Source organism: Microvirga sp. jy35 (assembly GCF_056148915.1).
This window is the reverse complement of the sequence record NZ_JBWBEW010000056.1, coordinates 1-24,438: the sequence shown is the minus strand read 5'-3', so window position 1 is coordinate 24,438 and position 24,438 is coordinate 1. Positions and strand designations below refer to the sequence as shown.

The following is a 24,438-nucleotide window of genomic DNA, read 5'->3' as shown; positions in this document are numbered from 1 at the left end:
GACGATGAGGGCGGCTACCTGAAGATGGGGGTCTACCGCAGGGCCTCGTCCGAAACCGTGGCCGTCAACTACGACAACATCCAAATGGTCGAGGGGACAACGTCGACATCCCCCACACCACCGACTGCACCAGTCACCCCTGCTCCTGCTCCAATTCCGGAACTGCCGACCGCTCCTGTTCCCGAGCTGCCGACGACGGCTCCCTCCGCTCGGCCGGTTACAACGGCAACGAAGACCGGCACAAGCAGTGGCGACAGCCTCACGGGCACGTCCTCCAACGACAAGATCGACGGCAAGGGCGGCAACGACAAGCTCGCAGGGAAGGGTGGAAGCGACCTCATCTTCACTGGCTCGGGCAGAGACGCAATCACGTTCGACACCAGCCTCAGCTCGAAGAACGTCGATACGATCGTCGACTTCGATCCGGCCTACGATACTCTCCATCTTGAGAATTCCATCTTCACGAAGCTGACCGACAGCAACAAGGTGCTGAGGCCAAGCTGGTTCTGCGTCGGGGAGAAGGCACTCCAGAGCAACGACTACATCGTATACAACAAGGCAACCGGTGACCTGTACTACGATAAGGATGGTTCCGGCTCTGGTGCGGCAATCAAGTTTGCTCACCTCGAGAACAAGCCGACACTGACGTTCACGGACCTCGTGATCATCTAAGATCCACTAAGCTCTATTCGATTAGGCCACCCGAAAGGGTGGCCTTTTTTCTGAGTGGATCACGTCAGCAGGCACACGGCGCATGGAATGATCACGTGAGCAAGACGAGCAGTGATATGTCTTGTGTCCCGTGGTGTGCAGAGATCCGCAACGAAGGCGGCCGAAGTCGAGCCTCTCCATCATCTGTTGTCTCGAAAGCAGTAGTTCCTTGTTCTTGGTGAAAGTGGTGTCGGGTATGATACCCTTCTCCGAAGGTGCGCTCGATCAAGCGGTTTTCTGGACCCAGCCGCACACCGGCAGATCCTTATGCACAGTGATCAAGTTACCCCGCAGCTTGTACTCGCCGAAGGACATGCCATGAAAATTGCCTGCGTCGGGGCAGGGCCCTCAGGACTCTATTTCTCGATTCTGATGAAGCTGCAGGATCCTGGCGCCGACATCACGGTTTTTGAGCAGAACCATCCAGGTGTCACTCACGGCTGGGGCGTGGTCTTTTTCAACAAGATGGTTGAAGGTTTATTGAGGAACGATCCAGAATCCGCACATGCGATTCTGGACAGCTCCTTCAGGTGGGTCGATCAGGTGCTTGAGCTGAACGGAGCGCCACCCCAGCGCGGAACTGGAGCCGGCTTCAGCATACAGCGGCAGGATCTCCTCAACATATTGACGCAGAGAGCACTCCACCTCGGCGTGAACATCGAATACAACGTCAGGATCCAAAACGCTGCGCAATTCGCTGATGCCGACATGATTGTTCTCGCAGACGGCGCGGGCAGTCGGCTTCGACAACTCAACGCCCATAGGTTCCGGACCCAAGTGGCCACGGGAAAAAACAAGTACGTCTGGCTGGGGACGACGAAAGTCTTTCGAAACTTCACATTCGGTTTCGCGCCCACTGAGGCCGGCTGGATATGGTTCCATGCCTACGGCTTCAACGAAGAAATGAGCACACTGATTGTAGAATGCTCCCCAGAAACCTGGATAGGGTCCGGACTCAATCGCATGAGCCGGGATGCATGCCTCCGGCGGCTTGAAAGCCTATTCAGCGAACACCTTTCAGGACACTCACTCGTTTGCAAAACCAACCCCGAAGACGAGCTCCCCTGGCTGAACTTTCGCTGGGTGACGAACGAATGCTGGTTCGCCGACAAGATGGTTCTCCTGGGCGATGCGGCCCATACAACCCATTTCTCGATCGGCTCGGGAACACAGCTGGCCATTCAGGATACAATGTGCCTGGCCGCACATCTCAGGACCAAGCCCACCATCAATGAGGCCATGTCTTCGTACCAAGCTCAGCGGCAGCGAGAAATACGGGAAATCTGCAAGGATTCCAGACTCAGTGCCCGCTGGTTCGAGAATGTCCAGGATTACATCGACCGCCCATCGTCGGAGTTCCTGACGCTCATGTTGGGGCGGCGCTCCAGGCTGCTGCATCACATTCATCCTGGGATTTACTGCCACCTCGACCGAGTGACCAAGCAGAACCGGACTCTCCATGCGGCGCGTCAGGTCGCAACGAATCTTTATCGTGCGGTCCGTCAGTAATTGGGGACGGCAGGCGATCCCTGCTTGGTGTCCGCAGCGCGGCGTGGCTTTCTGTCTCCTCGGCGCTTGAACCGTCCATGCGCTCTCTTGAGCATATCCGGTATACGGGGCTTCACGCGATCCTGGTATATGGATTTAGCCGTGACGGCGGGAAGTTGAATCAGCATCGGCAGAGGGCTTCGCCGAACAAGGTAAACGTCGGTATACTCATCGCGGCTCATGCGCCAATGACAGCCCCAGTCGAGACGGCTCATCGGATTGAGCTCCGACACATCGGGTCGGGAGAACGCATTCTCAATGATCTCTTTCGTCAGTAGGCTGCCTGGCCGGCATTCAGCGAAATCCTCGTCAAAGGCAAACTTTGGCAGCATCAGAGCTTCTCCGCATCGAACGCCCATGCCTGCAGCAACCAAGCGTCCGTCTACGCGAATAGCCTGCCATTCCCAGCGCTCTTCTTCCAAGAAATTCAGTGCAAGCTTGGCGTAGAAAGCAACGGCGCGGGAGTCGCTGAGAATGCTGGTACCGGCGCGACCTTTCCAACCTGAGGCTTCGAGCGCCAGAAACTCTCCGAAAAGATCGTCGTTCGCACCTGCGTCCTGCCGAAACTCAACTGTCACATTGCCACGCTTTTCGAGTTTGCGCCGGAAACGCTTGAGGTCGCTCCGTAATTTTCCAAGGCCTGCGAGATAGCTGTCAAAGCTGCCGCTCACGTCCAGACAGGAGTAGTGGGAGCGCTGGCCCTTCTGGACGATGTATCCCGTCAATCCCTTCTCGAGGGACAGCCACAGGGGCGAACTGCTGCGTACAGCCCTTAGGTTGATGCCAAGATGCCCGGGAATTTCCCTTCGGACCTCTTCAAGAAGCCCTTGCAGGGTCTCATGAGCATGGTCACGGACCAGCAATACGTCCCCAGAAGGAGTAAATTCATCTGAGGGAACACGAAGCAGGGGGCTGCTCTCCCCCAGGAGCGGGTGTGGTGAAGAAATTACTGGCAGAACCCCTACGAGTTCATCTCCCAAGTAGGCGAAACTGCAAAACCATCGTTCCCTCGGTTCAAGCCGGTGCCTCAGAAAGGCATCTGTCCAGCTGGGAAAAAGGGTAGGGCTCTTCTGCGGCGCCTTACAGGCCAGTCTATCCCAAGCGTCGAGGTGCGGGGTAAGTGCGACAAAATCACTAACTGTGAGAGTACGAAAACCTGCATTGTTGGGTGCCAGAGGCATGACCGCGTCCTACTCTGGAAAGGAACGTCTTAGATTATCTATCGATAAAGCAACACTTTCTTGCAATTACTTACATTGAGTTAAAGGCCACGATGCCTGCTCTGTCGAGTAAAGAATGTAGATAGCGAGATGCTCTTTGGAGGTAGGGCTCGCCGGGGTGGAAAGGCGCAATGCGTAAGATTAGAACTTATCCATCACCGTTCCTGCTATCTTGGATACTCTGCGCAATCTCCGTTTCGAATCGCAATGATGTCACCAGATAGGGTATCTTTCTGTCCTTAATAGGTATCAATTTCATGTAGCCACACCCTGTGCCGCTTCATTAAACTTAGGGCTGACTGGAGCCAGGCAATGAAGTTCTCAGGACGACAGCGAAATTACAGGCTCTATCGCGTCTCCGACAGCCAGTTGTGCGCTGATCGTTTATTGGGCATGGCTTGGCTGCATTCATTCGTGGCTTTCAGCTTCATCCTCGGACTAGATATCGCTGCAGCTCAGTCATTGTCCCTCTTACCTGAAGATTCCAGCTATTTCACTCCGAGCGATTCCGGGCTTCAAAACAACGGTTCGGCTTACAGTTTTGAGTCTTCCGGAAAGACCATGCGCTTTGAGGTGCGCTCCGGCGACAGACCGCGCTTCGACTCCTCGAGTGTAGAGCGTTCAGAGATCTCAAGCGGCAAGGAAATCCAGTTCGGTAAGACCTACACTTTGAGCTACAAGTTCATGGTCGAGCCCGGTATTGCCTTGACCTCCCGCTGGATGATCCTTGGCCAAGTGCACCATCGCAACGACTCCGGCGAGCGTGGCGGCAGCCCACCATTTGGGGTCGAAGTGAATGGAGAGATCATGCGTGTGGTTGCTCGCTCATCGACGGATGAAATTCGCACCAGCAACATCTCTGCCAAAACACTCTGGAAGGATGACGCACCGCTGCAGCGGGGGCGGTGGTATGATGTTAGGTTTGAACTGAAATTCGATCCGTTTGGTGACGGTCTGGTCAATCTATGGATCGATGGTCAGCGAGAACTCCAATACCAAGGACCCTTAGGCTACAACGATAAGAGAGGAGGCTATCTCAAGATCGGCATCTATCGGTCCGCGTCTCCTGAACCCGTTGCAGTACAATATGCTGAAATCAACGTGACCGAAGGGACTCCGATCAAACAAATAGGATCGAAGGGAGACAGGCATGACGGGCAAAGCAGCGATCACCCCTCTGTAGGCTCTCCTTAGACATGCGGAATTTTTCGGATAACGCCCAACGGAGCCTGCATGTCATCGTCATGACGCCCCTCGGACCAGGCGGAAAAGGGGGTATCGACCGTCTCATGGATGCAGTTCGTGGCGAGATCGAACGGAACCCGCTGCAAGGCATAACAGTGCATTTTCTGATCACCCGTGGTCAGCAAACCCCGCTCGCGCCACTTCGCTTCGTGTTTTCAGTGCTGAAGCTCCTGTTCCTCTGCATGATCTCGAAGTGTGATGTCGCCCACGTAAATCTGTCTGCTGATGGCAGCACTTGGCGAAAATCAATACTCGCTCTAGTGTGTAGGCTTTTTCGCATCCCCTACGTCATTCATCTCCATAGTGGGCGCTATCATACCTTCTGGTCCTCGCAGCGCCCCATACTTCGTCGGTACATCGATCAGATGTTCGAAGGCGCGGCCGCGGTCGTCGTGCTTGGCTCCATCTGGGCCGATCTGATTAGGCGAAACACGCCGTCTGCCGAAAACCGTGTCGTCATTCTCCCGAATGCAACGGCAGGCGCGAAGCGCCAGCAATCGATGCAACGATCCGAGCATCAAAAAATGCATATTATATTTCTTGGGCGCTTGGGGGCGAATAAGGGAATCCCGGAGTTGCTTCGCGCCCTATCCGGACTGCCTAAGGCAGGAGATTGGCGAGCAACACTTGCTGGTGACGGCGACGTTGAAGCAACACGCCGATCCATCATCTCTCTCGGGTTGGATGAGCAGGTGTCCGTACCGGGGTGGGTTGATGATCAAGGGACGGAACAACTACTGCAAACAGCCGATGTCCTCGTTCTCCCCTCCAGGGGAGAGAACTTGCCGATGTCTATCGTAGAAGCCTTTGCTCATGGTCTAGCCGTTGTCGCGACGCCCGTTGGTGCTATCCCTGATATTCTCGAACATGAGCACAACGGTCTTCTTGTTCCGGTGGGAGACGCTGATGCTTTGAAAGCTGCGGTCGAGCGCCTTCTAAGCGACAGAGGCTTACGAACCCAGCTCGGGCAAGCCGCTAAGGCCCAGCACCGTAGAAAGTTGGAGTTATGCAACTATGTGAGGCATTTGGGTGAGATCTGGATGAAGGCTGCAACGGAGCGCCATACGACTGAAAGCTCCTTTGAGGCGCGCGAAGTACCGCTTCGTTCCCCTCCACGGTAGCAGCATATTGCAGCGAGTCTAAGTAGACTGACGCTGGACTATTCCAAATGGTCGAGAGAAAACTCCATAGGATTACTGCGTGCGAACCGAGGATCAGGCATACTAAGCCGGTCCTTCGGTTAGCTCCACAAGTTGGTAGGATATCGCATGCAAGATAGTACAGCTTGTGTTTCAAAAAGCACGGCGGACGGAGAAGCGCTCTCATTCAGTCGTGAAAACTGCAGGCTGAAAGGCCGAGTTCTCATGATTGTTGAAAATTTGTCGGTGCCATTCGACCGACGCGTCTGGGCAGAGGCGTCGACACTCAAAAGGTCAGGCTATGTCGTGTCGATCATATGCCCTCAGGGCCGGATGAACACAGATGCCTATGAGATGATCGACGGCATTCACATTTATCGACATCCTCTTCCCTTGGAAGCGAAGGGGAAGCTTGGGTATCTGCTCGAATACGCAAGTGCTCTCTATTGGGAGTTCATCCTTTCGATTAAGATTTATCGGAAGCATGGATTCAACATCATTCACGGCTGCAATCCTCCCGATTTGATCTTCCTCATAGGAGCATTCTGGAAGGCATTCTTCGGAGTAAAATTCCTTTTCGATCATCATGATCTCAACCCTGAACTCTTCGAGGCAAAGTTCAACCGCAGGGGCATGCTTTGGCATACGCTCCTCTACCTTGAGCGTCTCACTTTTCGCCTGGCGGATGTGTCGATCGCAACCAACGACTCCTATCGCCAGATTGCAATAGACAGGGGAGGGAAATCTCCAGCTTCCGTTTTCACAGTGAGGTCGGGTCCTAACTTGGACAGAGTTCGGGAGGTGGCTACAGCGGATAAGTGGAAGAACGGCAGGAAGTACTTGGTAGCCTATATCGGTGTTATCGGTGAGCAGGAGGGCTTGGATCTCCTGCTTGAATCTATCCGTCACATCGTAAAGGAACGCGGACGCCATGACATCCATTTCGCCATCATGGGTTCCGGACCGAATTGGAAAGAGATCGTCAGTCTAGCCGGTCAGATCGGGGTAGCCGACTTTATTACATTCACGGGAACTGTTGCAGACGTAGTCCTCCTGGAGGTTCTCTCGACAGCTGACGTTTGCGTCAACCCGGATCGTCCCAACGCTATGAACGACAAGTCGACAATGAACAAAATAATGGAGTACATGGCTGTCGGACGTCCGATAGTACAATATGACCTAACCGAGGGACGAGTATCGGCTCAGAACGCGTCACTCTATGCACGAAATACAGACACAACGGATTTCGGCGAAAAGATTCTTCAACTTGTCGATGACGCCGAGCGGCGACGCGTCATGGGGGAGTACGGAAAGAAGCGGGTGAATGACGAGCTTGCATGGCAGTATGAGGAGCCGAAACTCCTTGCCGCTTACGATGCACTCTTCCGGGTCAAGGAGCGTAAGCCCTTTCACAGATTTCGTCAGATCTTCAACCTATCACATAGATGATAAGGAACTAAGCCGGACATGTGCAAAAGATCCCCGTCTCTCTCCGCGCAAAGCTCTGAAACGGACGAAGGCCTGTAGGATCGCTGTCTATGAGTGTTCGTTCGACATCTGAGGTATGGAATGCCGCTCAAGCGCACGGTTAAGAACAGCATTGGCTTCGCACTCGCTCGTTCCGGACTCAGCTCACTCGCGAACTCCATGGTACGAAGAGCCGGATGTGGCATACTGATTTATCATGATCCCACCCCAGCCGTCTTAGATCTCCACATCAAGCACCTGAAGAAGGATTATACGTTCATCAGCTTGAGCGATCTTTGCAGAAGGATCGAAGGAAGAACTCCCTTTAGCGGACAACCATCTCTCGTCCTGACAATTGACGATGGCCACGTCGGAAATCATGCACTTATAGACACACTTCATAAGCATAACGTGCGGCCCACGATATATGTTTGCAGCGCAATCGTCGGGACAAAAAGAATGTTCTGGTGGCAGCATAAAGATATCAGAAACTTCGGCGTTGAAGCCGCAAAGAGGTTATCTGCTTCGGAGAAACGGCGTCTATTTTCCAAAGTCGGTTTTTCGGTTGATACTGAGTGGAACGAGAGAAGAGCTCTAACTCTCGAGCAGCTTGGTGATTTGGGCAAGATAGCAGACATCCAGTCGCACACTCGCTTCCACCCGATCCTTACTCGATGCACCGACGAAGAGAACTCACAGGAGATTGAGGAATCAAAACGGGAGATCGAAGCGATCACAGGGCGATCATGTGAACACCTCTCGTTCCCTAACGGGAACTATGATGAACGCTCAATCCGCGTCGCCAAGAACGTGGGATACCGCAGCGCCCGCACCTGCGATCTCGGCTGGAATGACCATACAAGCGATCTTTTCCGCCTGAAGGGAATTCCTATTGCCGATGATGCTTCCTTGAACTGGCTGGACGTTCAGATGACCCAGCTTCCCGCTTTCATGCAGTATTCAAGGAGAGGGAGTTTCAATGGAAAATTTCCTCAGTTTTGAAATGGACAAATCCCATCAGTGTATCGAAAGCAGGCTGAGTAGGGATTATTTCGTCTGCAAGGATTTGGCTTCTTGAGAGGGCGTGCTGTGGATCCTGTCGTTACCATATACATGCCGACGCGCAACAGACTGACGCTCCTTCAGAAAGCTCTGGAGTCATGTCTCAGGCAGACAGTCAGAGAACTGGAGATATTCATCGTTGATGATGCTTCTGATGATGGGACATCAGAATACGTGCAAGCCATGCAAAACAGCGATCTACGTATAACCTATGTTCGGAATGACTCTCCTCAAGGCGCTCCGAGGGCGAGGAACATTGCTCTAACTCGGGCAGCAGGTGTCTACGTCACAGGCCTGGATGATGACGATTACTTCATGGAAGATCGCATCGAGAAGCTGCTGAGAGCGCACCGATCAGGAAAAGCAGCGAGTGTAGCATCGCAGGATTTAGTTATCAGAAGGCCAGGGGATCTTCCGCGCGTGAAGCTTTGGAAGCCCGAGATGATCACCTCACGGGACTTGAATTATTACAATTGCTTAGGGAACCAGGTTCTCACGTCAAAGGACGTGTTCCAGCGGCTCGGAGGCTTTGATCCTGACCTCAAATCTGCTCAGGATTATGATTTATGGATACGCCTAGTGAGGGCATATGGCCCGGTCCATATTGTGCAGGAGCCGCTGCAAGTCGTGCTGCTTTCCAATGGTCATGCGCGAATTGGCAATTCAACCACTAAGAATGCGGGCTATCAGGCATTTATACGAAAGCACGAAGCGTGGTCATCCCAAGATGCTCAACTGGTACAGAAGTATCTTATGCTGCCCAGTTCACGTGCAGGAGACGGCCTTTACGCCCTAGCCGCGGCATCAAGGTCGGGAGCTCCTTATCACGTGTGGAAGGAGATCCTCAAAAGAATGGTTAGTAAGGGGATCAAGAAGCGTATCGCCAGAGGGTAGGCGTAGCCCTACACGCGGCTGCAATACACGAGGTTCACTCAAGACATATTATCCTTGGTCTGTCACTTTGGGCGGCAGTGCAGCCTTGGATTCTGAATTCTGACGTGTCCGTTGTGCAATCTCCGCAGCGCGCTTCGGCTTACGGTCACCCCTACGTTTGAACTCGCGATAAGCCTGGCGGACGAAAGCTGGAATTCGAGGGCGCAGTCTATCCTGATATAAGGACTGCATCCTAACTCGAGGATATTGAGTCAGGAGAGGGATGGTCCGACGGCGGACGAGATGCACGTTGACGTACTCGTCCTTGGGCATATGCCAAACCTCGTGAGCAGATGCGCTGCTCACCGGGTTTACCTCGGCGATATCGTCACGTGCAAATGCTTCGCGAAAGGTGAGTTCCGTCAGAAGTGTTCCCGGCCGGCACTCTGCGAATTCCTCGTCGAACGCGTATTTGTCCAGAATCAGAGAGCGGCCGCACAGGTAGCAGAACTGGGCTGCAACCAAGCGCCCGTCTACCCGGATAAGATGCCACTCCAACCGACCCTCTGCAGAGAGCATCGCAGCGAAAGTAGAATAAAAAGCTTCGTCATGCTGGTTACAGAGAATGGCTGTCTGTGTTCTGCCTTTCCACCCTGAAGCCTCCAATTGCAGAAACTCAGGCAGTAGCTCAACTCCTGCCGAGGAGCCCCTTACGATCTCAACCGAAACCTGACCTCGCTGTTCGAGCTTCTTTCGGAAGCGTTTGAGGTTGGCTTTCATCTTCTGAAAGCCAGACAGATAGAGATCGAAGCTCCCACTCACGTCGAGAAATGAATATTCGAATCGAAAACCAGAGCGCACATAATAGCCTTGAAAACCTCCTTTCAAGGCCTGCCAGAGTGGTGAATTGCTCCGTATACCCTTCAGATCAAGCCCGAGGTGCTTAGGAACCTGCCTGTCGAGCTCTGCGATAAGAGCACTGAAAGAAGCTGTCGGCATATCCGGAGCCAACAGTACATCTGCGGAGGGAGTATGCTTGTCGGAAGGGGTGCGCAGTACAGGCCAGTCCTTCCCCAGCAAAGGGTGTGGTCCGAGAATGATTGGCAACACGCCGACGAGACGCTCTCCCTCATAAGCAAAGGAGCACATCCATTGTTCGTTAGGTGCCAACTTGTGCTGGAGAAAGGCGCATACCCATGCCGGCAATAGAATTGGAAGACCTTGTGGCGCATCGCACGCCAAGCGGGACCAAGCACCAATGTGTTCCTGGAGTGCATCAAAGTCATGCACGGTTGTGACGACAACTTCCTGAGACTGAGCGGATTCACTCATGACTGGGAGCCGCACCGGTACTTACGGTCTTCAGGTCTGCGCAGGTGGCAAGTCTGAACTGTACCCCAGAGATCTGACTCAAGAATGTGCTCCCTTGAAGACTGCTTATTGCTATGTTGGAACTTGAACCTTGTGCTTGCAAGTAGAGCAAGGTGGCTAGTCCGCAGGGGTGATGTTACTCTGATGCTCCCAAATGTCTGAGACTTCGTTTTTTCCTTTTGTCTCCTGAATAGTCGACTTCTCTTCAGTCGCCTAACAGTTCTGATCTGCACAGTGAAACCTTGGCTTAGCCGTCAGGGAGGCCAAACGTAGATGATGTGTTTGACCTAAATCGCACTCTCATGTTCCTCACGCTTGTCCTGCAACTTCGAGGCTGGGTCCTTCAGCAGGGAAACTGACTGAACGCTCTCCTTGAAGGTCTTCGACCGGCGATGAGCTGCTTTTGCGGCAAGCCAGCCGATTACGCTGCCAAAGAATGAATTGCCGCGTTCGACATAGGCGCACAGGAACTCTAAGTGGTTGGCTTGTCGCACCTTATACTCGTCTAAACCCGGTCCCATGCAAAGAGATATCAAGCCGGCCTCAAATGCTGCTTTGATGCTCTGGTTGACGGAAAGATTACCGAGTTCATAGCGCGGGAATGACCTGTCGTATGCACCGTCAATACAATATGCCCTCGATTGGTGGAGAATATTTGCGAAATAGACAGCTGGTTTACCGTCAATGCTTATCATTGCTGCGAAAGAGTCGAAGCTCGAGAATAGACCTCGGTAAAACCGCTCTTTGAGTGGATCACCCCAGAGCCAGCGTTTGTTATCCGCAAGTTTCGTCCGAGAGACCGCTTTGATGGCTTCGATTGTCTCTTCGTTGACCTTCTCCGCTCGCGTTTCGAAGGAGAGATTCTCCCTCTTCATTCTGCTGATGCCTTGACGAAGATTGCCCCGGAGCTTCTTCGAGCACGTACTTAGAAATTGATCGAAATTTGAGTACCGGTCCAGCCGAATTTCAGGACATGCGAAGTACGGTATCAGCCTATCTCTTTCGAAACGGTCGCTGCGCATCGCAATTTGCTTGAGGAAGATGATATCATACGTTGTATAGCGTCGAGCATATTCTATGAAGGATTCGATTCCAATGGTGACTTCTGAACGTCTGAGAATGTCTTGATAAAGACCACCCCATTGCTGGCCAAGGAACTCGATACAGGTGATTGAAAAACCTGAACGACGGCGCTTCACCTTTAAGAATGGCGCTGCAGCTACAAGTTCATTCTCGATGAATGCACATAAGATGAACAGCTCTTTCTCATAGCCGAGTTCGTTCGAATGGGCGTCCTTGAAAGTTTCCCACCATAGAGTCATCCATGCATAAGTCCCCATGATTGGGCATTGAGGGTCTTCAGATTCAAGCTTCCTCCATTCCGGTTCAACGCGGCGTAAATCGTCAATTGTCGTAAGGACCCTAAACGTGATGGCCATTCTGCTGTCACCGTGCATAACTACTGGTATCGAGAGCGCGATGTCTCGCGTTGCTGCTGTATTCCTTGAGCCCCGGTGCTATCTCGATATGCGTCACGATCTCGCTTGATTCAACATTTGGCGCTATGGATATCTCTGGTGCTGGGATCTTCGCTCCGAAGGCAGGTGAGTAGAAGGCATCACCATCAGCACTACCCATGCTGACTTGTATGTCGCCACAACTCGGGCTCGTTACGCGAACAAGCGGCTTCTCATCCTGCAAGATGACGATGCCGTGCCCCTCTCTTTTGATCTGAAGAGATGGATTGACCAGGAACTTTTGCTTTGCGGAATGGATCTGTTCCAGATCGCCATCAAGCTGATCCACAATCATGAAGCCGCTGCGGGTACTTCGGAGTGTCCTCTCATGTTGCACCCCAAACCGGGTGCTGTAGCCATCGTGCCGTGCGGTTATGCTCCAGGGCGGTTCATTCTTTTTGTCTTCTAGCCATGCTTTGGCCTTGTGCTTCCAGTTGAACGAGCCTGCAGTGAGGCTCTGGCTGTGACCGGCTATCTCAAGAGTGTTATGGCAGCCCGTGGATCGGAAATGGTCGCGCCACACTCCACCTGAATGGTAGAGGTATGTACCCGCATCCACAAAGATCGGTACGCCGTCAACGTGGAGCCAAATCGCCAGGGCGTCGGCATGACCATGGGCTGCAATTGATAGAAAGCCTAATGGCCCGTGGTCGAACACGAGTAAGATGTTGCGGTTGTTGATCGTTTCTCGTGCTATGGTGTACCCCCCTTCCGGAAATGTGATGATCCCGTCTTGGGGAGGAGCACCTGTTACTGGAGCGGAGAACAGGAGATCACGCCAATGGGCATCACGCCGTTCTGGACATAACCTCGGCTCGTCCAATTGCCCTGCTAATGCAGCCGTGATTGACGCAACATAACGCTCTTCTCGAATGGGTGATATTGCGAGAACACGTCCTTCATCATCGTCCCCGATCCTCGGACAGACGCCATTCTGATCAAGCATCGAGGAAAGATGGAATGCAGCATTTACAAGTTGCTGACGAGGGGAGGGGTCTCTCGCGTGCGGACTCATGACAGCGTGGGAGACAGCAATCATCTCCAGAGTAAATGCACTGTACGTCGGCGACTGTTCAGCACCGATCCCATCAGAGAAGAACTGGGACATAGGAGCGTCCCTGATAATCGAAGCTCCCTCGGATTGGTACTTGCTCGCCTCCGGCAGGTCCGGAACCAGCGCCGAAGCGATGACAAGTCCCAGTCCCTCCGCAACTCGATGATTGTTGGCAGACGAAAACAACGACGGGAAACGGGCGAGCCAGTATGCATGCGCAGCCACAAAGGCGCGAAGGCGCCTTCTTGTAAACTCGTCAATCAAATCCCGATCAGTTACGGAGACGATGACGGCGAGACTTACAAGCCGCAACGCGATTTCAATTCCAGAGCTCCAGTTCACCCCTGTGAGCGGGGGGTTGGCTTCCATCCAGCTGAGAACAGTCTGTAATACCTTGCGGCTGAGTTGCGGGTTCTTCTTCTTTGCCGCCATGAGAGCTGCAGGCTGGAGGAACTGCAGACGATTCAGTTCCCATACGAACTTGACGTCTCCCTTGCTTGCATCGTGACGGTAGTTCACGTCAAAGCAGAACCTGTCCGCCCCAGGCCAGAACGTGCCAGTGACTGGGTCGATGTGCCAGTAGCTCTTGGTCTGAAACTCTTGGTCTTGGGCTGAGGGCCACTCCCTGCCTAGCAAAGTGATGCGCTGGTCGACGAATGCTTTGGCTGATTTATCCAGAATGGACGTGAGTTCATCCGTCCATGGTTGCTCGATGACACGGGCGAATGCAGGTAATGTGCAAAGGAGGCCATCGCCGACATCGAACTTGGACCAGCCCTTGCGTGTGTATCGCGAATGGGCTCGTTTTGCTTGTTCCTCTAGACGGTGAACGATCTCCAGCAGACTCATGCCGGAGAGCCGGTGCGCATACCACTTCAACTTTTGCACGAAACTCAGAGGCACCTTAGGCATCTCCTGTCATGGAAGCCGAAAAACGGCACAGCAAACACATCCGCTAGAGTGACGCTGGCAGTTCAAGAGGCCGTCGGATCTGGATAGATGCGATATGTTACTCGCCAAGCAATCGCTCAAAAAAATACTTTCGGCATTGCTGAATTCTAGGGGAGACCTGCTGAAGGCGCATGTTAGCTTCCGGGGTACTCCTGAATCTTCATGTCTACACCGATAGCTAAAGGCTATCCTGGAAAGGTCGATGCATCATGCAACCTAGCGTCACTGCCTGAGAATACATGTCAGTGCCAGCGACTTCAAACGTTGGTCATAGCAATGGTGCCCATCTGCAAGAGACATAAACTGCCTAATGATCAGATTTACCTGCACATTTACGATCATGAGGCCTGCGCAAGCCCAATTTTTCCATAAGGTTTCTTGATGCTAGCAGGACTACTTGTATTCATGTTGGCTGCCCGCAACATCATAGATATCACGTTTCCAGAAGAGAAGCCGTCCTGGGCACTTGCCGGGTCATTAGGCCTAGCGTTTATCTTAGTAGTGACTCAGGCTTTGCGATCCAACTTCTCGAGGTTGGAGGTATTCGGCTGTCTAAGTCTCATTGCTGCGTGCTTTTCAAATCTGTTGTGGATTCCGGGTAAGCCTCTACCGCAGCTATACTTCTCGTCACAAGTTCTTTTCCCCGTGATTTTTCTCTTGGTTTTCTCTCGTGCGGATCCAGCGCTCCTGAATTCTGTTCGAAGAGGATTCATGAGGATCGGAATTCCGATCCTGGTCGTTACCTTGGCAATTTTTTCGGTTCGCCAACCCGTCGGACAGGATCTGATCTCCTATTTGAATGAAAATCCATTTCATGTTGTGGCGCAAACAATAGCAAAGTCATCTATTATCTTGTTGGGGACAGGAATTTTTCTCCCCGTCATCGTCACGATCATTCTAGGAGTATTCAATGTCCGATCCGCGTTGCTGGGGTACTTGCTGGCCTTTATCGTTTATCGGAGAGATTTATTCCTGTCGTGGAAAGTAGTCATCGTCTTCTTCTTAACGGCTCTGGTGCTCGTCATGGCAGCCAGCCAAGTAGAAGGGTTTCTGCAACGTCTGATTTGGCGCGACCGCACTTTCTTAGAGGCTGATCTTTCCAACATCACGAGCGGGAGAACCGAGATCTGGTCGTACTACCTGGACATGATCAAACGCTCAACGTTGCTTGAACTCCTGCTTGGGCGAGGCGCTGTGTGGTTCTATGGGGATTTCAGGCTCATGGCTCACAACGACCTGCTCAATCTTCTAGTAGCATATGGGCTGATTGGCACGCTGATTATGATCGCGCTTTGGTGTGTTCTGCTCTCCAGAGTTTCCCCGATCTACAGACTGCCGACGATCGCATTGTTCTTGGTACTCTTCGTGACCAATGGAGTTATCTTCCATCAATCGAATATCCTCCTTATGCTCTATTTCTCAGGTTTCAGCTCGAGGCGCACATACTCTGCGGCCTTTGTCCCCTCCAGATCGGGTCTATCTTTATCGCGCTCCTGAGAGGAGCCGACGCGCGAAATGCCCAATGCATCCCAGGCTAAGGTCGTGTGGGATCGGGTCCCCTGGATGCCTGAGGAATGAGCATTAGGAGGATGAGCAGTAAGAGGAAAGGAGTGGTGCAGCCGCTTTGTAGTATCCCGTAGCACCCTAGATGCTTTCCTGCTCCCTCGAAATAGTGTCTGCATTGGAATTCTGTCGCCGGTATGATTGTTACAAGGGAGATGAGAACCTTGAAGCATCACAAGAACTTTGTTCCGTTCCATTCGTTGCCGTCCGCTTCGGATGGTCCGGGGCACCTGGCCTTCCCGGAAGATACAAGCAGCGCATTTCAAGCGTTGCCATTCATCCTAGAGTTCACCCGGCGCAACTGGCACATCATTGCGGCTTCGGTAGCGGCAACCTTGTGTATCGCCTGCATATATCTCTTCATCACGCCTGCACGGTATACCGCTACTTCTACGTTGATGCTCGATGCCAGGCGTATGCAGATTTTTCAGCAGAATGTCATGAGTGAGCTCAGTTTCGATGCGTCTGCCGTCGACAGCCAACTTGAAGTTCTGAAGTCAGAAGCCGTGGCCCTCTTCGTAATCGAAGCCCTTGGCTTACGAAATGACCCGGAGTTCACTGCCGAGACGACGAGCATCGTTAAGTCGATAACCGCTCCTGTGATCAATATAATCTCCGCCTCGGACGAGAAAACTGGCAAGCCAAACAGGAACGACCCTCTACTGCAACGCGCACTTGACCGCTTCAGATCGAGTCTCACTGTTCAGCGCGTGGACAGAAGCTATGTTGTCAACATCGGCTTCCAATCTCTTGATGGTGATAAGGCGGCCAGGATCGCGAACGCCGTGGGCGAGGCTTATATCCAGGATCAACTCCAGTCCAAGCATACAGCTACAAAGCGCGCAACGGTATGGCTCAAGGAGAGGATTGACGAACTGCGCCAAGAGGCGGAAACCGCCGACCGGGCAGCGCTCGCATTCAGAAGCAAGAACAGCTTGACCTCAACAGACGGCAAACTCCTGAGCGAGCAACAACTCTCGGAGATCAGCACCCAATTGGGTATTGCCAAGGCCCAAACTGCCGAGGCAAAAGCCCGGCTTGATCGGATCTTGGATATCAGCAGGCGCGGCATCGATGACGCGGCTGTCGGCGACTCCCTTCAGAATACGGTCCTAAACCGCCTTCAGCAGCAGTATGTGGAGGCTGCTAAGCGACAGGCTGAGTTTGCATCCCGCTATGGCTCCGACCACCTTGCAGCAGCAAATCTTCGCAAGGAGATGCAGCAAATTCAGGATGTGTCAAAAGCAGAGATGAACCGCATCGCCGAGAGCTACAAGAGTGATTACGAGATCGCGCGGAAACGTGAAGAGTCTCTCCAGCAGGGCCTCAACGATCTGGTGCGGACGGATGTCGTAACCCGAGAGGCCCAGATTGGACTGCGTCAACTGGAGAGTTCAGCAAATGCCTACCGGACACTGCACGACAGCTTTCTGCAGCGTTTCGTAGAAGCAACGCAGCTACAGTCGGTTCCAAACACCGAGGCGAGAATTATCACAGCCGCTTCAGGGGCTGAGAAGACTCATCCAATGACCCTCCTTGTCTTGGCCGTGTCTGGATTTCTTGGAGCGGGACTCGGATGTGCGATTGCCTTCTTCGGAGAAGGCCTTGATCATGTGTTTCGGACGGCCCGGCATGTTGAGCAAGTGCTGGGGGTCAGATGCCTTGGCATAGTACCAACGATCACCAATGTGAGCCCCCAGCCGCCAGCCGATGCGAGTCTGAATAAACCCGAAGCTCGTATGGTTCCGGTCAACCTGGGACTGGCCCGACAAGTTGTTGCTGCTCCATTCTCCCGCTTCGCCGAGACTATTCGATCGGTGAAGGTTGCGATCGACACGAGTCCTGCACCCCGCGGCGCTAAGGTCATCGGGCTGACTTCCGCACTGCCAGAGGAAGGTAAGTCGACGATTGCATCCAACCTATCCCAACTCATGGCTCACAGCGGAAAGCGCGCACTCCTAGTCGACGCTGACCTGCGAAATCCATCGCTGACTCGGCGAATTGCTCCACATGCGACGTCAGGAATTCTCGAGGTGCTCAGCGGCACCACTCAGCTGTCTGAAACGATATGGCACGATCCGGTTACCGGACTCGACTTCATACCTGCGGTCATGGAGACTCCTGTCCTGCACACAAGTGATGTTCTGGCATCGGAGCGAATGACGAACTTCCTTGCCATAGCCCGAAACTACTACGATTACATTGTGATCGATCTTCCGCCGATCGCACCGGTGGTTGATACGAAGGCTGCTGCACATCAAGTAGATGCTTTCGTTTTCGTCATCGAGTGGGGGCAGACATCGCCCCAGATGATCGTTGAGGCGCTGGGCGGCGCGGAGGCAGTAGAGAGCAAATTACTGGGCGTTGTGCTCAACAAGGCTAACTCAAGCAAACTGAAAAAGATCGAAACCTCAAAGGCAGGCAACTACTACAAGTATTATCAATCTGACGATGGCTGAGCTTGCATTCGGTCTCACATCCTCAATGTATAACTTCGCCCGCGCGAGCTTGCTTTGATTGGCACTTTCTTGCGACAAGATACTTCGCCGATGTTGAGGCACCTCAAGGATAGTTACTGCCAGTCGCTATAAAACGCTGAGTCGATCCCTCGAGAACCAGGCATGTCAATATGCCACTCATGTAAGCGCCCGTATCGACGTTAATGCGATTGGGCTTTATCTCCGGCTCACGTACGGGTGTGTGGCCATGCACAATGACCTTCTCGTGCAACAGATTCGATTTAAGGAATTCACCACGTATCCAGAGAAGGTCTTCTTTTCGTTGATTCTGCAGCGGAATACCTGGCCGCACGCCAGCATGGCAGAAGAAGTAATCTCCTACTGTGAACGTGAGTCGAAGGCTGAGCAGAAATGACGTATGTGATTCCGGAAGCACATTGGCCAAATCGGCCGGTGCCATGCTTATGGCCTTCTGATATCGCGTGTTGCTGAGATCGATTCCATAGGAATGCAACGTTTCGAGACCGCCATTTCTCAGCCAGAAGCCGCCTCTGTCATTCTCTTGCAAGAACGCGAGCAGCATTGCCTCATGATTTCCACAGAGAGGAATTATTGGAGTGGGAAACAATCCTGCCGCCAAAATCTCAATGACGTCTCTCGAGTGTAGCCCCCGATCTATGTAATCGCCTAAGAAAATTGTTAGGCTATTGTTGCAAGGATATCTTGAAAGGTCGGTTACTATCAGCCGCTTGAGCTCGCCCAGAAGATCGGCGCAACCATGGATATCTCCGACAGCATAGATCCTCCAACCGCTCGGCACCCGCGCGTTCTGCAAATCAGAGCTGCTTCTGCGGAAGATGGACCTCAAGTTCCTCAGCCAGTCTTGCATCTCTTGTGGGCATGGTACCCGCTACTATAGGATGTTAGCCTCTATGCTATATAGGATCAGATTTCATTCGCGCCAGCGGACATCACTGTCGAAGTCATCGTCTCGGCGTCTGCAAATGCTCGCTCAACCTTCTTTTCAGCTCGGGCTCAACCTGTTCCATGCTGGAGGGAGGTGACTGCCTCCCTGTCTGCTGGGGCGAGTTTGTTTCCATGCGAAGAGTGACGTCGAGCACGTCGCTCGGCAGCAGCTCGGAGTCCTCAGTCGCAGGCAGGCGCGTCGATCCGGTTTGAGTTTTTCTGAAAATACTGATCTCGGGAACAACGACTGTGCCGCCGGCCATTTGCGCCTGAAGTCCCCCGATGTACAGCATTTTCTCCACACCGGATGATTGTTTGGTTTGTGTATCAGCAAGCCTAAGCCGCGTATCCTGAAGGTCCTTGAGAAGATCAATCCTGCGCTGATCAACGAGCCTTTCGAGCTTGCGCTGCTCCTCCGCCCGCCTCTGACGAACTTGCTCAGTCCTCGCTTCGATCTCTGTAGCGCGGCTTGCGGAGAGCAGAAGAAGCCGCCGTGTGTCGCTTAGGCGGGTGACTGGAGCCATTCCTTTTGCGACAAGACTCTCAACTCGTTCAAGCTCATCTTGATCGACTTTTGCCCTCTCCGCTTCCGTTCTCATCTGCTTCTCTAGAATCGCAAGATTGGCGCTGAGGGACCCGGCTGCCTCAGTCAGATGTTTCCTTTCCTTATCAAAATCCGCCCGGCTTTTGTTGAGCTGCTCAACCTCCAGCGCTTCGATGTTCCGAAACTGCGGCGGCGTTTCAGCAGCTTCTTGAACCTTTCCATCAAAACCCAATTCCGCCTCGATGTACCTGACCCTTACCCGGTCTCTTGCGAGTTGGCTCAGGAGGGCGTCCTGCTCGCTTCTGAGCTCGATACTTTGCAGATAGGAATTGTCCGTACGGGTTTGTAGGACATTGTATCCACCCGCGAGAGAGAGAGCCTGACGGACGGTGAGGCCAGGTCTGTAAGGATAGCTGCCCGGCTTCGCAAGATCGCCCTTTATGTAGATAGGATTGTACTCGACGACCACGAGAGTGATCTCATCCTTATCGATTACGACGTCGTATCCGCTTCCATCCTGGGCTCGCCGCCGCAATATCTTAGTCGGTATGCGATCCTGTACGATACGCAGGACCTCTTCGACTGATTTATCCCGAACGTTGATCTCTCCGACCAATGGCAGACGGATTTCACCTTGCGAACCTACTGAGGCACGGTGTCGGAAGTCAGAAACGCTGATCGCAGAAAGCTCAAGGACGTCGCCAGTATTAAGTTTATAATCCGCTGCGCCTGCCTGAGAGACAGCGCCGATCAGGGTTACGCACGCGAGTTGAGCCATTCGGCTACGCCGCTTTTGCCTTTTCAGGAAGTCTCTCGCCATCATCATCCTAACACTTCCCATATCAACGCAGTACGCTGCGAGTATCTCTGCGACAGCATCTGACTGTTAGCCCATCCTAGGAGAGCTAAAGAGACCTCGTATTATTCACCAGTGCGCTCTGTTGTTGAAGCTCATCTTGTGGTGCTGGGGAGGGGAATATCAGGCATACAGGGGTAATCCTTCCGGGACCTATCGTTTTCATGCTCTCAGCCGGAAGATGTGATTCAAGAGCCTAGACCTGTTGTTTCATTTCATGCGGCAAGACTCTTCTGCCGTTACATGGTCACGTTTTCAGGCTCAATATGCTGCGTCCTTCTTTGCGAGGATAGAACTGAAGGAACAGGTTCGCCGCCACATATGTGACGGTGGCCAAACCAAGAACTGCAGTCAGGGCGCCCCATCGTGTGCTGTCGCCCGCTCCGGTCGAACCATATAGGGAGACTGCAAGCCACGAGCAGAGAGAGAAGAAGCTCACCTGGAGAATGAGATTTGCGATGATGGGAGCAACTGGAACATGCAGCAGATGCAGCATGTGAATCCTATAAAGTGTGATGCTCGCAGCCTTCATGATGGCGAAGCCGGCGATCGCAGCGACAGACCCCCAAAGATGACCACATATCACCATGGCTGCCATGCTCAACAGCAGTGAAGTAACTTGGAAGAAGACAGCCATTTTCTGAAAGCCCATGACTAACGGAATCGGCGACATGACACCGAAGATAAGTGTGACCGCAGACCATGGGGCTAACCATCGCAGGTAAAGTCCTGCTTCCTGCCAACTGGAGCCGAACACGAAGCCTGTCAGGTAAGGAGCGATCGTCGCAGCTAGGATCATCGGAGCAATAATCAGGTTCGTCAGCATGCGTACAGGCTCTGCGACTGCGCGTCCTACTGCCTTGGGCCTTTTCCTGAAATCCGCCAGGGTCCGGTAGATGGCTTGGTTCATTGCGGTGCTCAACAGAACAACCGGCATCATGGCGACACGCTGAGCCAACATGTAGAAGCCTGTAGTCGAAAGGCCGAACATCGAGAACATAATGAAGGCCGGGGCATGATTATTGGCTGAGTATGCCAGGGAGCCCCAGATAGACAGCGCAGGAAACCTCCAATAGTGCTTAGCCAGAAACTTGATACGTTTCCATCTCACGTACCGCCAAAGATGAGCGTCGCTCTGGATGAGCTTGCGGAGAGAAGTGGTGACTCCTGCGGTCTGGCCAATCAGGTTGCCTAAGAGGAGGCCGAAAGTTGCAACTGGGGTGAATGCGGAGATGACCTGGACTGCTGTTTGGCTGACCGCTTGCGCTACCCTGATACGAGCAAGAATCCCAAAGCTTCGACGGCGAACATTCCACTGTGTGAGAACCGTCAAAGCTCCTATGCCCATGACGCCGGGCGGGATCAACCATTGGACCTCTAAGACCTCTGGTGCTCCAAGAGCGCTGGCTAAGAGATCGCCTGCCAAAGAAAGGGCGAGTGCGCAAAGAAGACTGATCGCGGCAACACAGATAAGTGCCAAGCTTAAGGCGTTTGCTGCCATTTCGTTGCGTCGAGGCAATGGAATAACTGAGTGATATCCGAGAGTCGCGAATGTGCTCAGGATCGTAATGATTGCCGAGTAGACAGCCAGAATGCCAAACTGCTCGGGCGTGTAGAGGCGCGTTAACAGCGGAGAACTGAGCAGGAGAATTGCTTGGCCAACGACGGTGCCGGAGGCGAGAACAGCGACAGCCCCCGCTAAACTTCTCATCAGCGATCTAGCTTTGATGCTGTCATTTTCTTGGACATTTGTAGGTTTGCTCGTGTCGAATGACATCCACTTACTCAGAGTCTAAAATGCATTGCAACTGTGGCTGTTGAAGTTCCCTGTTAAGGGAACACAACCTTAGGCGCATGCAATGAACTTGCTGTTATGGTACCCCAAATCCCTCCCTCTCGCTGAGGAATTGGTTCGAGACATCAGGTTCAATAGTAGTAGCCGTATTTCAAAGACGCATATTCCAGCATGGGATCGGGCCGGAGCGCGACAGGGCCAGCGCCTGCCGTCTGGCAGCCCCGTGCGCTTACGTCTCGAAGACTGTGGCATCGACAGGAACCAGCGGAGTTCTTACGATCGATTGCTCAAGGACTTTGGCTACTCGCGCCGGGAGGCGGTAATGAAGACACCGAGATGGTCTGTAACGCTCGCCTGCTTGGGTTTTTTCAGAAGTTCAACAAACGCAGAAATGCACGGACCCTTTTGTGAGGATATTATCCTATGCTAGGGTTTCAGGACTACGATTTGCATGACAGATAGTCGAATTGTATATAATGCCCAGAAAGTAATACCGATGAGCTTGAAGACGTCTTCAAGAAGACCCATGCCCCGAAAGCTGAACCCAAAGATATCCAGAATTTGGTCAAGGAGAAGTGAAGCGCCTAGGCTGATGAATGCAAGGATCAGAAGGAGGAGATCACGGTGGAATGAAGATGTGGTGCGGGCGGCACTTGCGATCCATGCTAATCCAAGAAGAGCTTCGATAAACAAGAATACTTGTTCCGGCACGCCAATATAGGCCGCCAGACCGTCATGGATCATCAAAAGATCATCCAAGCCAAGCCAAGATGTGAGCAGACCCAATAGAAATAAAGATTGTGCGTCTCTGTCGCTTCGCCTCCATGCTAGTTTCACGATGGAGGTGAACAGCGCAATGCCAGCCGCCGCTACCCAGCCGATTGCGCCGATATTGGACATTAAACCGATGGCGAAGAACTGTCTTGCGACGACATTTGGATCTTTGTAAAAACCTGTCGGACCAATGCCTGTATAATCTGCGATAAGCAGGATCAGAAGCAAGAACATCAAGTTGCAAGCCAGCACCGTCAAGATGAGGCGGGTAAAGCCACCAATATTCCATATAGATTTCAGGCTGTGTTGGCGCATAGTAGCTAACTCTTATATCCATAAGCTGCCCTGTAGAAAGTCTATGTATATTTTTATTACATAATTTGTACTTGGTTGTTCCTACCTGCCAGCCAGATCAGAGGATCGACCCTCTTCCAGCGCTCTCAATCTACCTTTGCTGAGGGCGAGCCGGTCCAGCGGCACTGGTTATCATCTTGGCCTTGCAACCACACTCGACCACTCGCCAAGGGTTAAATTCGTTGTGACGAGGATCGAGGTTTACTAATAGTTACAGCTGATCACATACAATAGAAACTTACCACTCGAGAGCGCAACTTGCCCTCCCATTCGCTCGTTTGGCGGATCTCCTGGGCTTCCGGTATCCTTCCATGGATCGAAAGCGAATGTACCGTCCCAATTGAGATACTGCATGGCGCAAACCTCGCTAGAAACCGAGCCAGAGTTCTCGGCAGTTTAATAGAGCACAAGCATTGTTCAGGGCAAACCCCATGGCTCTCCCTGAGAAAGCGACAGAGAAAGTATGATGGCGTACTTTAAAATAAAAAAATAACTCTCAAAGGGATATGTCTTCTACCTCAATATAGGGGCTGTATATTATTGCCTAAATAGAGAGATAGACCTGGAGCAATTTCCATATGCCTTTATGCAATGCTCAGCATCGCACACGCTGGAGTATTATGAGGCTGACTTCCGGTAGTACCCTGAGGGTAGCTGCCACCAGCTTTTTGTCCTTCCTGCCGGGAGCGTCTCGTTCGGCGCGCTCAGTGCACGCTTGCGCGGGCTGCCACCTCGAAACCTGGCTTTGGGCACAAAGAGGAGACATCCCTCAAGAGGTGTACCAGTTGACGGAGGAGGCGAGCGGCAGGTCCGCTGAAGCGGACTGGCAGGTCAAAAAATCGAGCTTATACCATAAGGGGGAGGGTGGCTTTGATGCGCACCTGCACGACGACCTGACGAGCTACCGGGCTGCTCCACCCCGCGCCAAGGGTGCGAGTTTTGCATCAGCAAAACCCCAACCGGAGGGCC

The 24,438-nt window shown here is 52.9% G+C and carries 18 protein-coding genes; 10 read left to right on the top strand and 8 right to left on the bottom strand.

Going from position 1 to position 24,438, the window contains the following annotated elements; all coding sequences use genetic code 11:
- Both AC0QTX_RS24970 and AC0QTX_RS24965 read left to right on the top strand, forming a co-directional pair.
- Positions 1–672, top strand: a 672-nt coding sequence (locus AC0QTX_RS24970; RefSeq protein ID WP_474606511.1) for a calcium-binding protein, incomplete at its 5' end; no start/stop codon positions are given.
- A gap of 306 nt (positions 673–978) precedes the next feature.
- Positions 979–2,220: an FAD-dependent monooxygenase gene (locus AC0QTX_RS24965; RefSeq protein ID WP_474606510.1), complete on the top strand. Its 1,242-nt coding sequence runs from the start codon at positions 979–981 to the stop codon at positions 2,218–2,220.
- On the opposite strand, the gene AC0QTX_RS24960 is transcribed toward AC0QTX_RS24965, so the two are convergent.
- A complete protein-coding gene (locus AC0QTX_RS24960; protein ID WP_474606509.1) occupies positions 2,214–3,122 on the bottom strand; it encodes a GNAT family N-acetyltransferase in 909 nt (302 codons plus the stop codon). The genes AC0QTX_RS24965 and AC0QTX_RS24960 overlap by 7 nt on opposite strands.
- A 669-nt stretch (positions 3,123–3,791) precedes the next feature.
- Here AC0QTX_RS24960 and AC0QTX_RS24955 point away from each other — a divergent pair.
- From AC0QTX_RS24955 to AC0QTX_RS24935, 5 genes are all read left to right on the top strand, one after another.
- Entirely contained in the window at positions 3,792–4,673 is an 882-nt protein-coding gene (locus tag AC0QTX_RS24955) for a heparin lyase I family protein (protein ID WP_474606508.1), read from the top strand.
- 95 nt (positions 4,674–4,768) lie between these two features.
- On the top strand, positions 4,769–5,845 hold the full coding sequence (locus AC0QTX_RS24950) for a glycosyltransferase family 4 protein (protein ID WP_474606507.1): 1,077 nt from the start codon (positions 4,769–4,771) through the stop codon (positions 5,843–5,845).
- A 147-nt stretch (positions 5,846–5,992) separates the two neighbouring features.
- A complete protein-coding gene (locus AC0QTX_RS24945; RefSeq protein WP_474606506.1) occupies positions 5,993–7,312 on the top strand; it encodes a glycosyltransferase family 4 protein in 1,320 nt (439 codons plus the stop codon).
- A 120-nt stretch (positions 7,313–7,432) separates the two neighbouring features.
- Positions 7,433–8,332 (top strand): polysaccharide deacetylase family protein, encoded by a 900-nt coding sequence (locus AC0QTX_RS24940; RefSeq protein ID WP_474606505.1) that lies wholly within the window; start codon positions 7,433–7,435, stop codon positions 8,330–8,332.
- Positions 8,333–8,419: 87 nt separating this feature from the next.
- The gene (locus tag AC0QTX_RS24935) at positions 8,420–9,286 is read left to right on the top strand and encodes a glycosyltransferase (RefSeq protein WP_474606504.1); all 867 of its coding nucleotides are present in this window, start codon (positions 8,420–8,422) and stop codon (positions 9,284–9,286) included.
- A gap of 48 nt (positions 9,287–9,334) precedes the next feature.
- On the opposite strand, the gene AC0QTX_RS24930 is transcribed toward AC0QTX_RS24935, so the two are convergent.
- The 3 genes from AC0QTX_RS24930 to AC0QTX_RS24920 form a co-directional block, all read right to left on the bottom strand.
- On the bottom strand, positions 9,335–10,597 hold the full coding sequence (locus AC0QTX_RS24930) for a GNAT family N-acetyltransferase (RefSeq protein WP_474606503.1): 1,263 nt from the start codon (positions 10,595–10,597) through the stop codon (positions 9,335–9,337).
- A gap of 326 nt (positions 10,598–10,923) precedes the next feature.
- Positions 10,924–12,075, bottom strand: coding sequence for a GNAT family N-acetyltransferase (locus AC0QTX_RS24925; RefSeq protein WP_474606502.1), 1,152 nt, complete (start codon positions 12,073–12,075; stop codon positions 10,924–10,926).
- Between the two features lie 7 nt (positions 12,076–12,082).
- On the bottom strand, positions 12,083–14,110 hold the full coding sequence (locus AC0QTX_RS24920) for a heparinase II/III family protein (protein ID WP_474606501.1): 2,028 nt from the start codon (positions 14,108–14,110) through the stop codon (positions 12,083–12,085).
- 759 nt (positions 14,111–14,869) lie between these two features.
- Between AC0QTX_RS24920 and AC0QTX_RS24915 the strand changes: the two genes are divergently transcribed.
- The gene (locus tag AC0QTX_RS24915; protein ID WP_474606500.1) at positions 14,870–15,655 is read left to right on the top strand and encodes an O-antigen ligase family protein; all 786 of its coding nucleotides are present in this window, start codon (positions 14,870–14,872) and stop codon (positions 15,653–15,655) included.
- Between the two features lie 230 nt (positions 15,656–15,885).
- Positions 15,886–18,180, top strand: coding sequence for a polysaccharide biosynthesis tyrosine autokinase (locus AC0QTX_RS24910; RefSeq protein WP_474606499.1), 2,295 nt, complete (start codon positions 15,886–15,888; stop codon positions 18,178–18,180).
- Positions 18,181–18,283: 103 nt separating this feature from the next.
- Here the strand turns inward: AC0QTX_RS24910 and AC0QTX_RS24905 are convergent, their stop codons facing one another.
- From AC0QTX_RS24905 to AC0QTX_RS24890, 4 genes are all read right to left on the bottom strand, one after another.
- On the bottom strand, positions 18,284–19,069 hold the full coding sequence (locus AC0QTX_RS24905; RefSeq protein ID WP_474606498.1) for a metallophosphoesterase family protein: 786 nt from the start codon (positions 19,067–19,069) through the stop codon (positions 18,284–18,286).
- Positions 19,070–19,163: 94 nt separating this feature from the next.
- Positions 19,164–20,516 (bottom strand): polysaccharide biosynthesis/export family protein, encoded by a 1,353-nt coding sequence (locus tag AC0QTX_RS24900; protein ID WP_474606497.1) that lies wholly within the window; start codon positions 20,514–20,516, stop codon positions 19,164–19,166.
- 277 nt (positions 20,517–20,793) lie between these two features.
- A complete protein-coding gene (locus tag AC0QTX_RS24895) occupies positions 20,794–22,323 on the bottom strand; it encodes an oligosaccharide flippase family protein (protein WP_474606496.1) in 1,530 nt (509 codons plus the stop codon).
- Between the two features lie 444 nt (positions 22,324–22,767).
- Entirely contained in the window at positions 22,768–23,430 is a 663-nt protein-coding gene (locus AC0QTX_RS24890) for a hypothetical protein (RefSeq protein ID WP_474606495.1), read from the bottom strand.
- An 815-nt stretch (positions 23,431–24,245) separates the two neighbouring features.
- Here AC0QTX_RS24890 and AC0QTX_RS24885 point away from each other — a divergent pair.
- On the top strand, positions 24,246–24,438 hold a 193-nt coding region (locus tag AC0QTX_RS24885), incomplete at its 3' end, for a hypothetical protein (protein WP_474606494.1).

Coding starts and splice junctions, on each gene's coding strand:
- AC0QTX_RS24930 (WP_474606503.1), bottom strand. CDS start 10,597: ATGAGTGAATCCGCTCAGTCTCAGGAAGTTGTCGTCACAACCGTGCAT.
- AC0QTX_RS24895 (WP_474606496.1), bottom strand. CDS start 22,323: ATGTCATTCGACACGAGCAAACCTACAAATGTCCAAGAAAATGACAGC.
- AC0QTX_RS24950 (WP_474606507.1), top strand. CDS start 4,769: ATGGATGCAGTTCGTGGCGAGATCGAACGGAACCCGCTGCAAGGCATA.
- AC0QTX_RS24925 (WP_474606502.1), bottom strand. CDS start 12,075: ATGGCCATCACGTTTAGGGTCCTTACGACAATTGACGATTTACGCCGC.
- AC0QTX_RS24955 (WP_474606508.1), top strand. CDS start 3,792: ATGAAGTTCTCAGGACGACAGCGAAATTACAGGCTCTATCGCGTCTCC.
- AC0QTX_RS24945 (WP_474606506.1), top strand. CDS start 5,993: ATGCAAGATAGTACAGCTTGTGTTTCAAAAAGCACGGCGGACGGAGAA.
- AC0QTX_RS24900 (WP_474606497.1), bottom strand. CDS start 20,516: ATGATGATGGCGAGAGACTTCCTGAAAAGGCAAAAGCGGCGTAGCCGA.
- AC0QTX_RS24905 (WP_474606498.1), bottom strand. CDS start 19,069: ATGCAAGACTGGCTGAGGAACTTGAGGTCCATCTTCCGCAGAAGCAGC.
- AC0QTX_RS24915 (WP_474606500.1), top strand. CDS start 14,870: ATGAGGATCGGAATTCCGATCCTGGTCGTTACCTTGGCAATTTTTTCG.
- AC0QTX_RS24965 (WP_474606510.1), top strand. CDS start 979: ATGCACAGTGATCAAGTTACCCCGCAGCTTGTACTCGCCGAAGGACAT.
- AC0QTX_RS24940 (WP_474606505.1), top strand. CDS start 7,433: ATGCCGCTCAAGCGCACGGTTAAGAACAGCATTGGCTTCGCACTCGCT.
- AC0QTX_RS24890 (WP_474606495.1), bottom strand. CDS start 23,430: ATGCGCCAACACAGCCTGAAATCTATATGGAATATTGGTGGCTTTACC.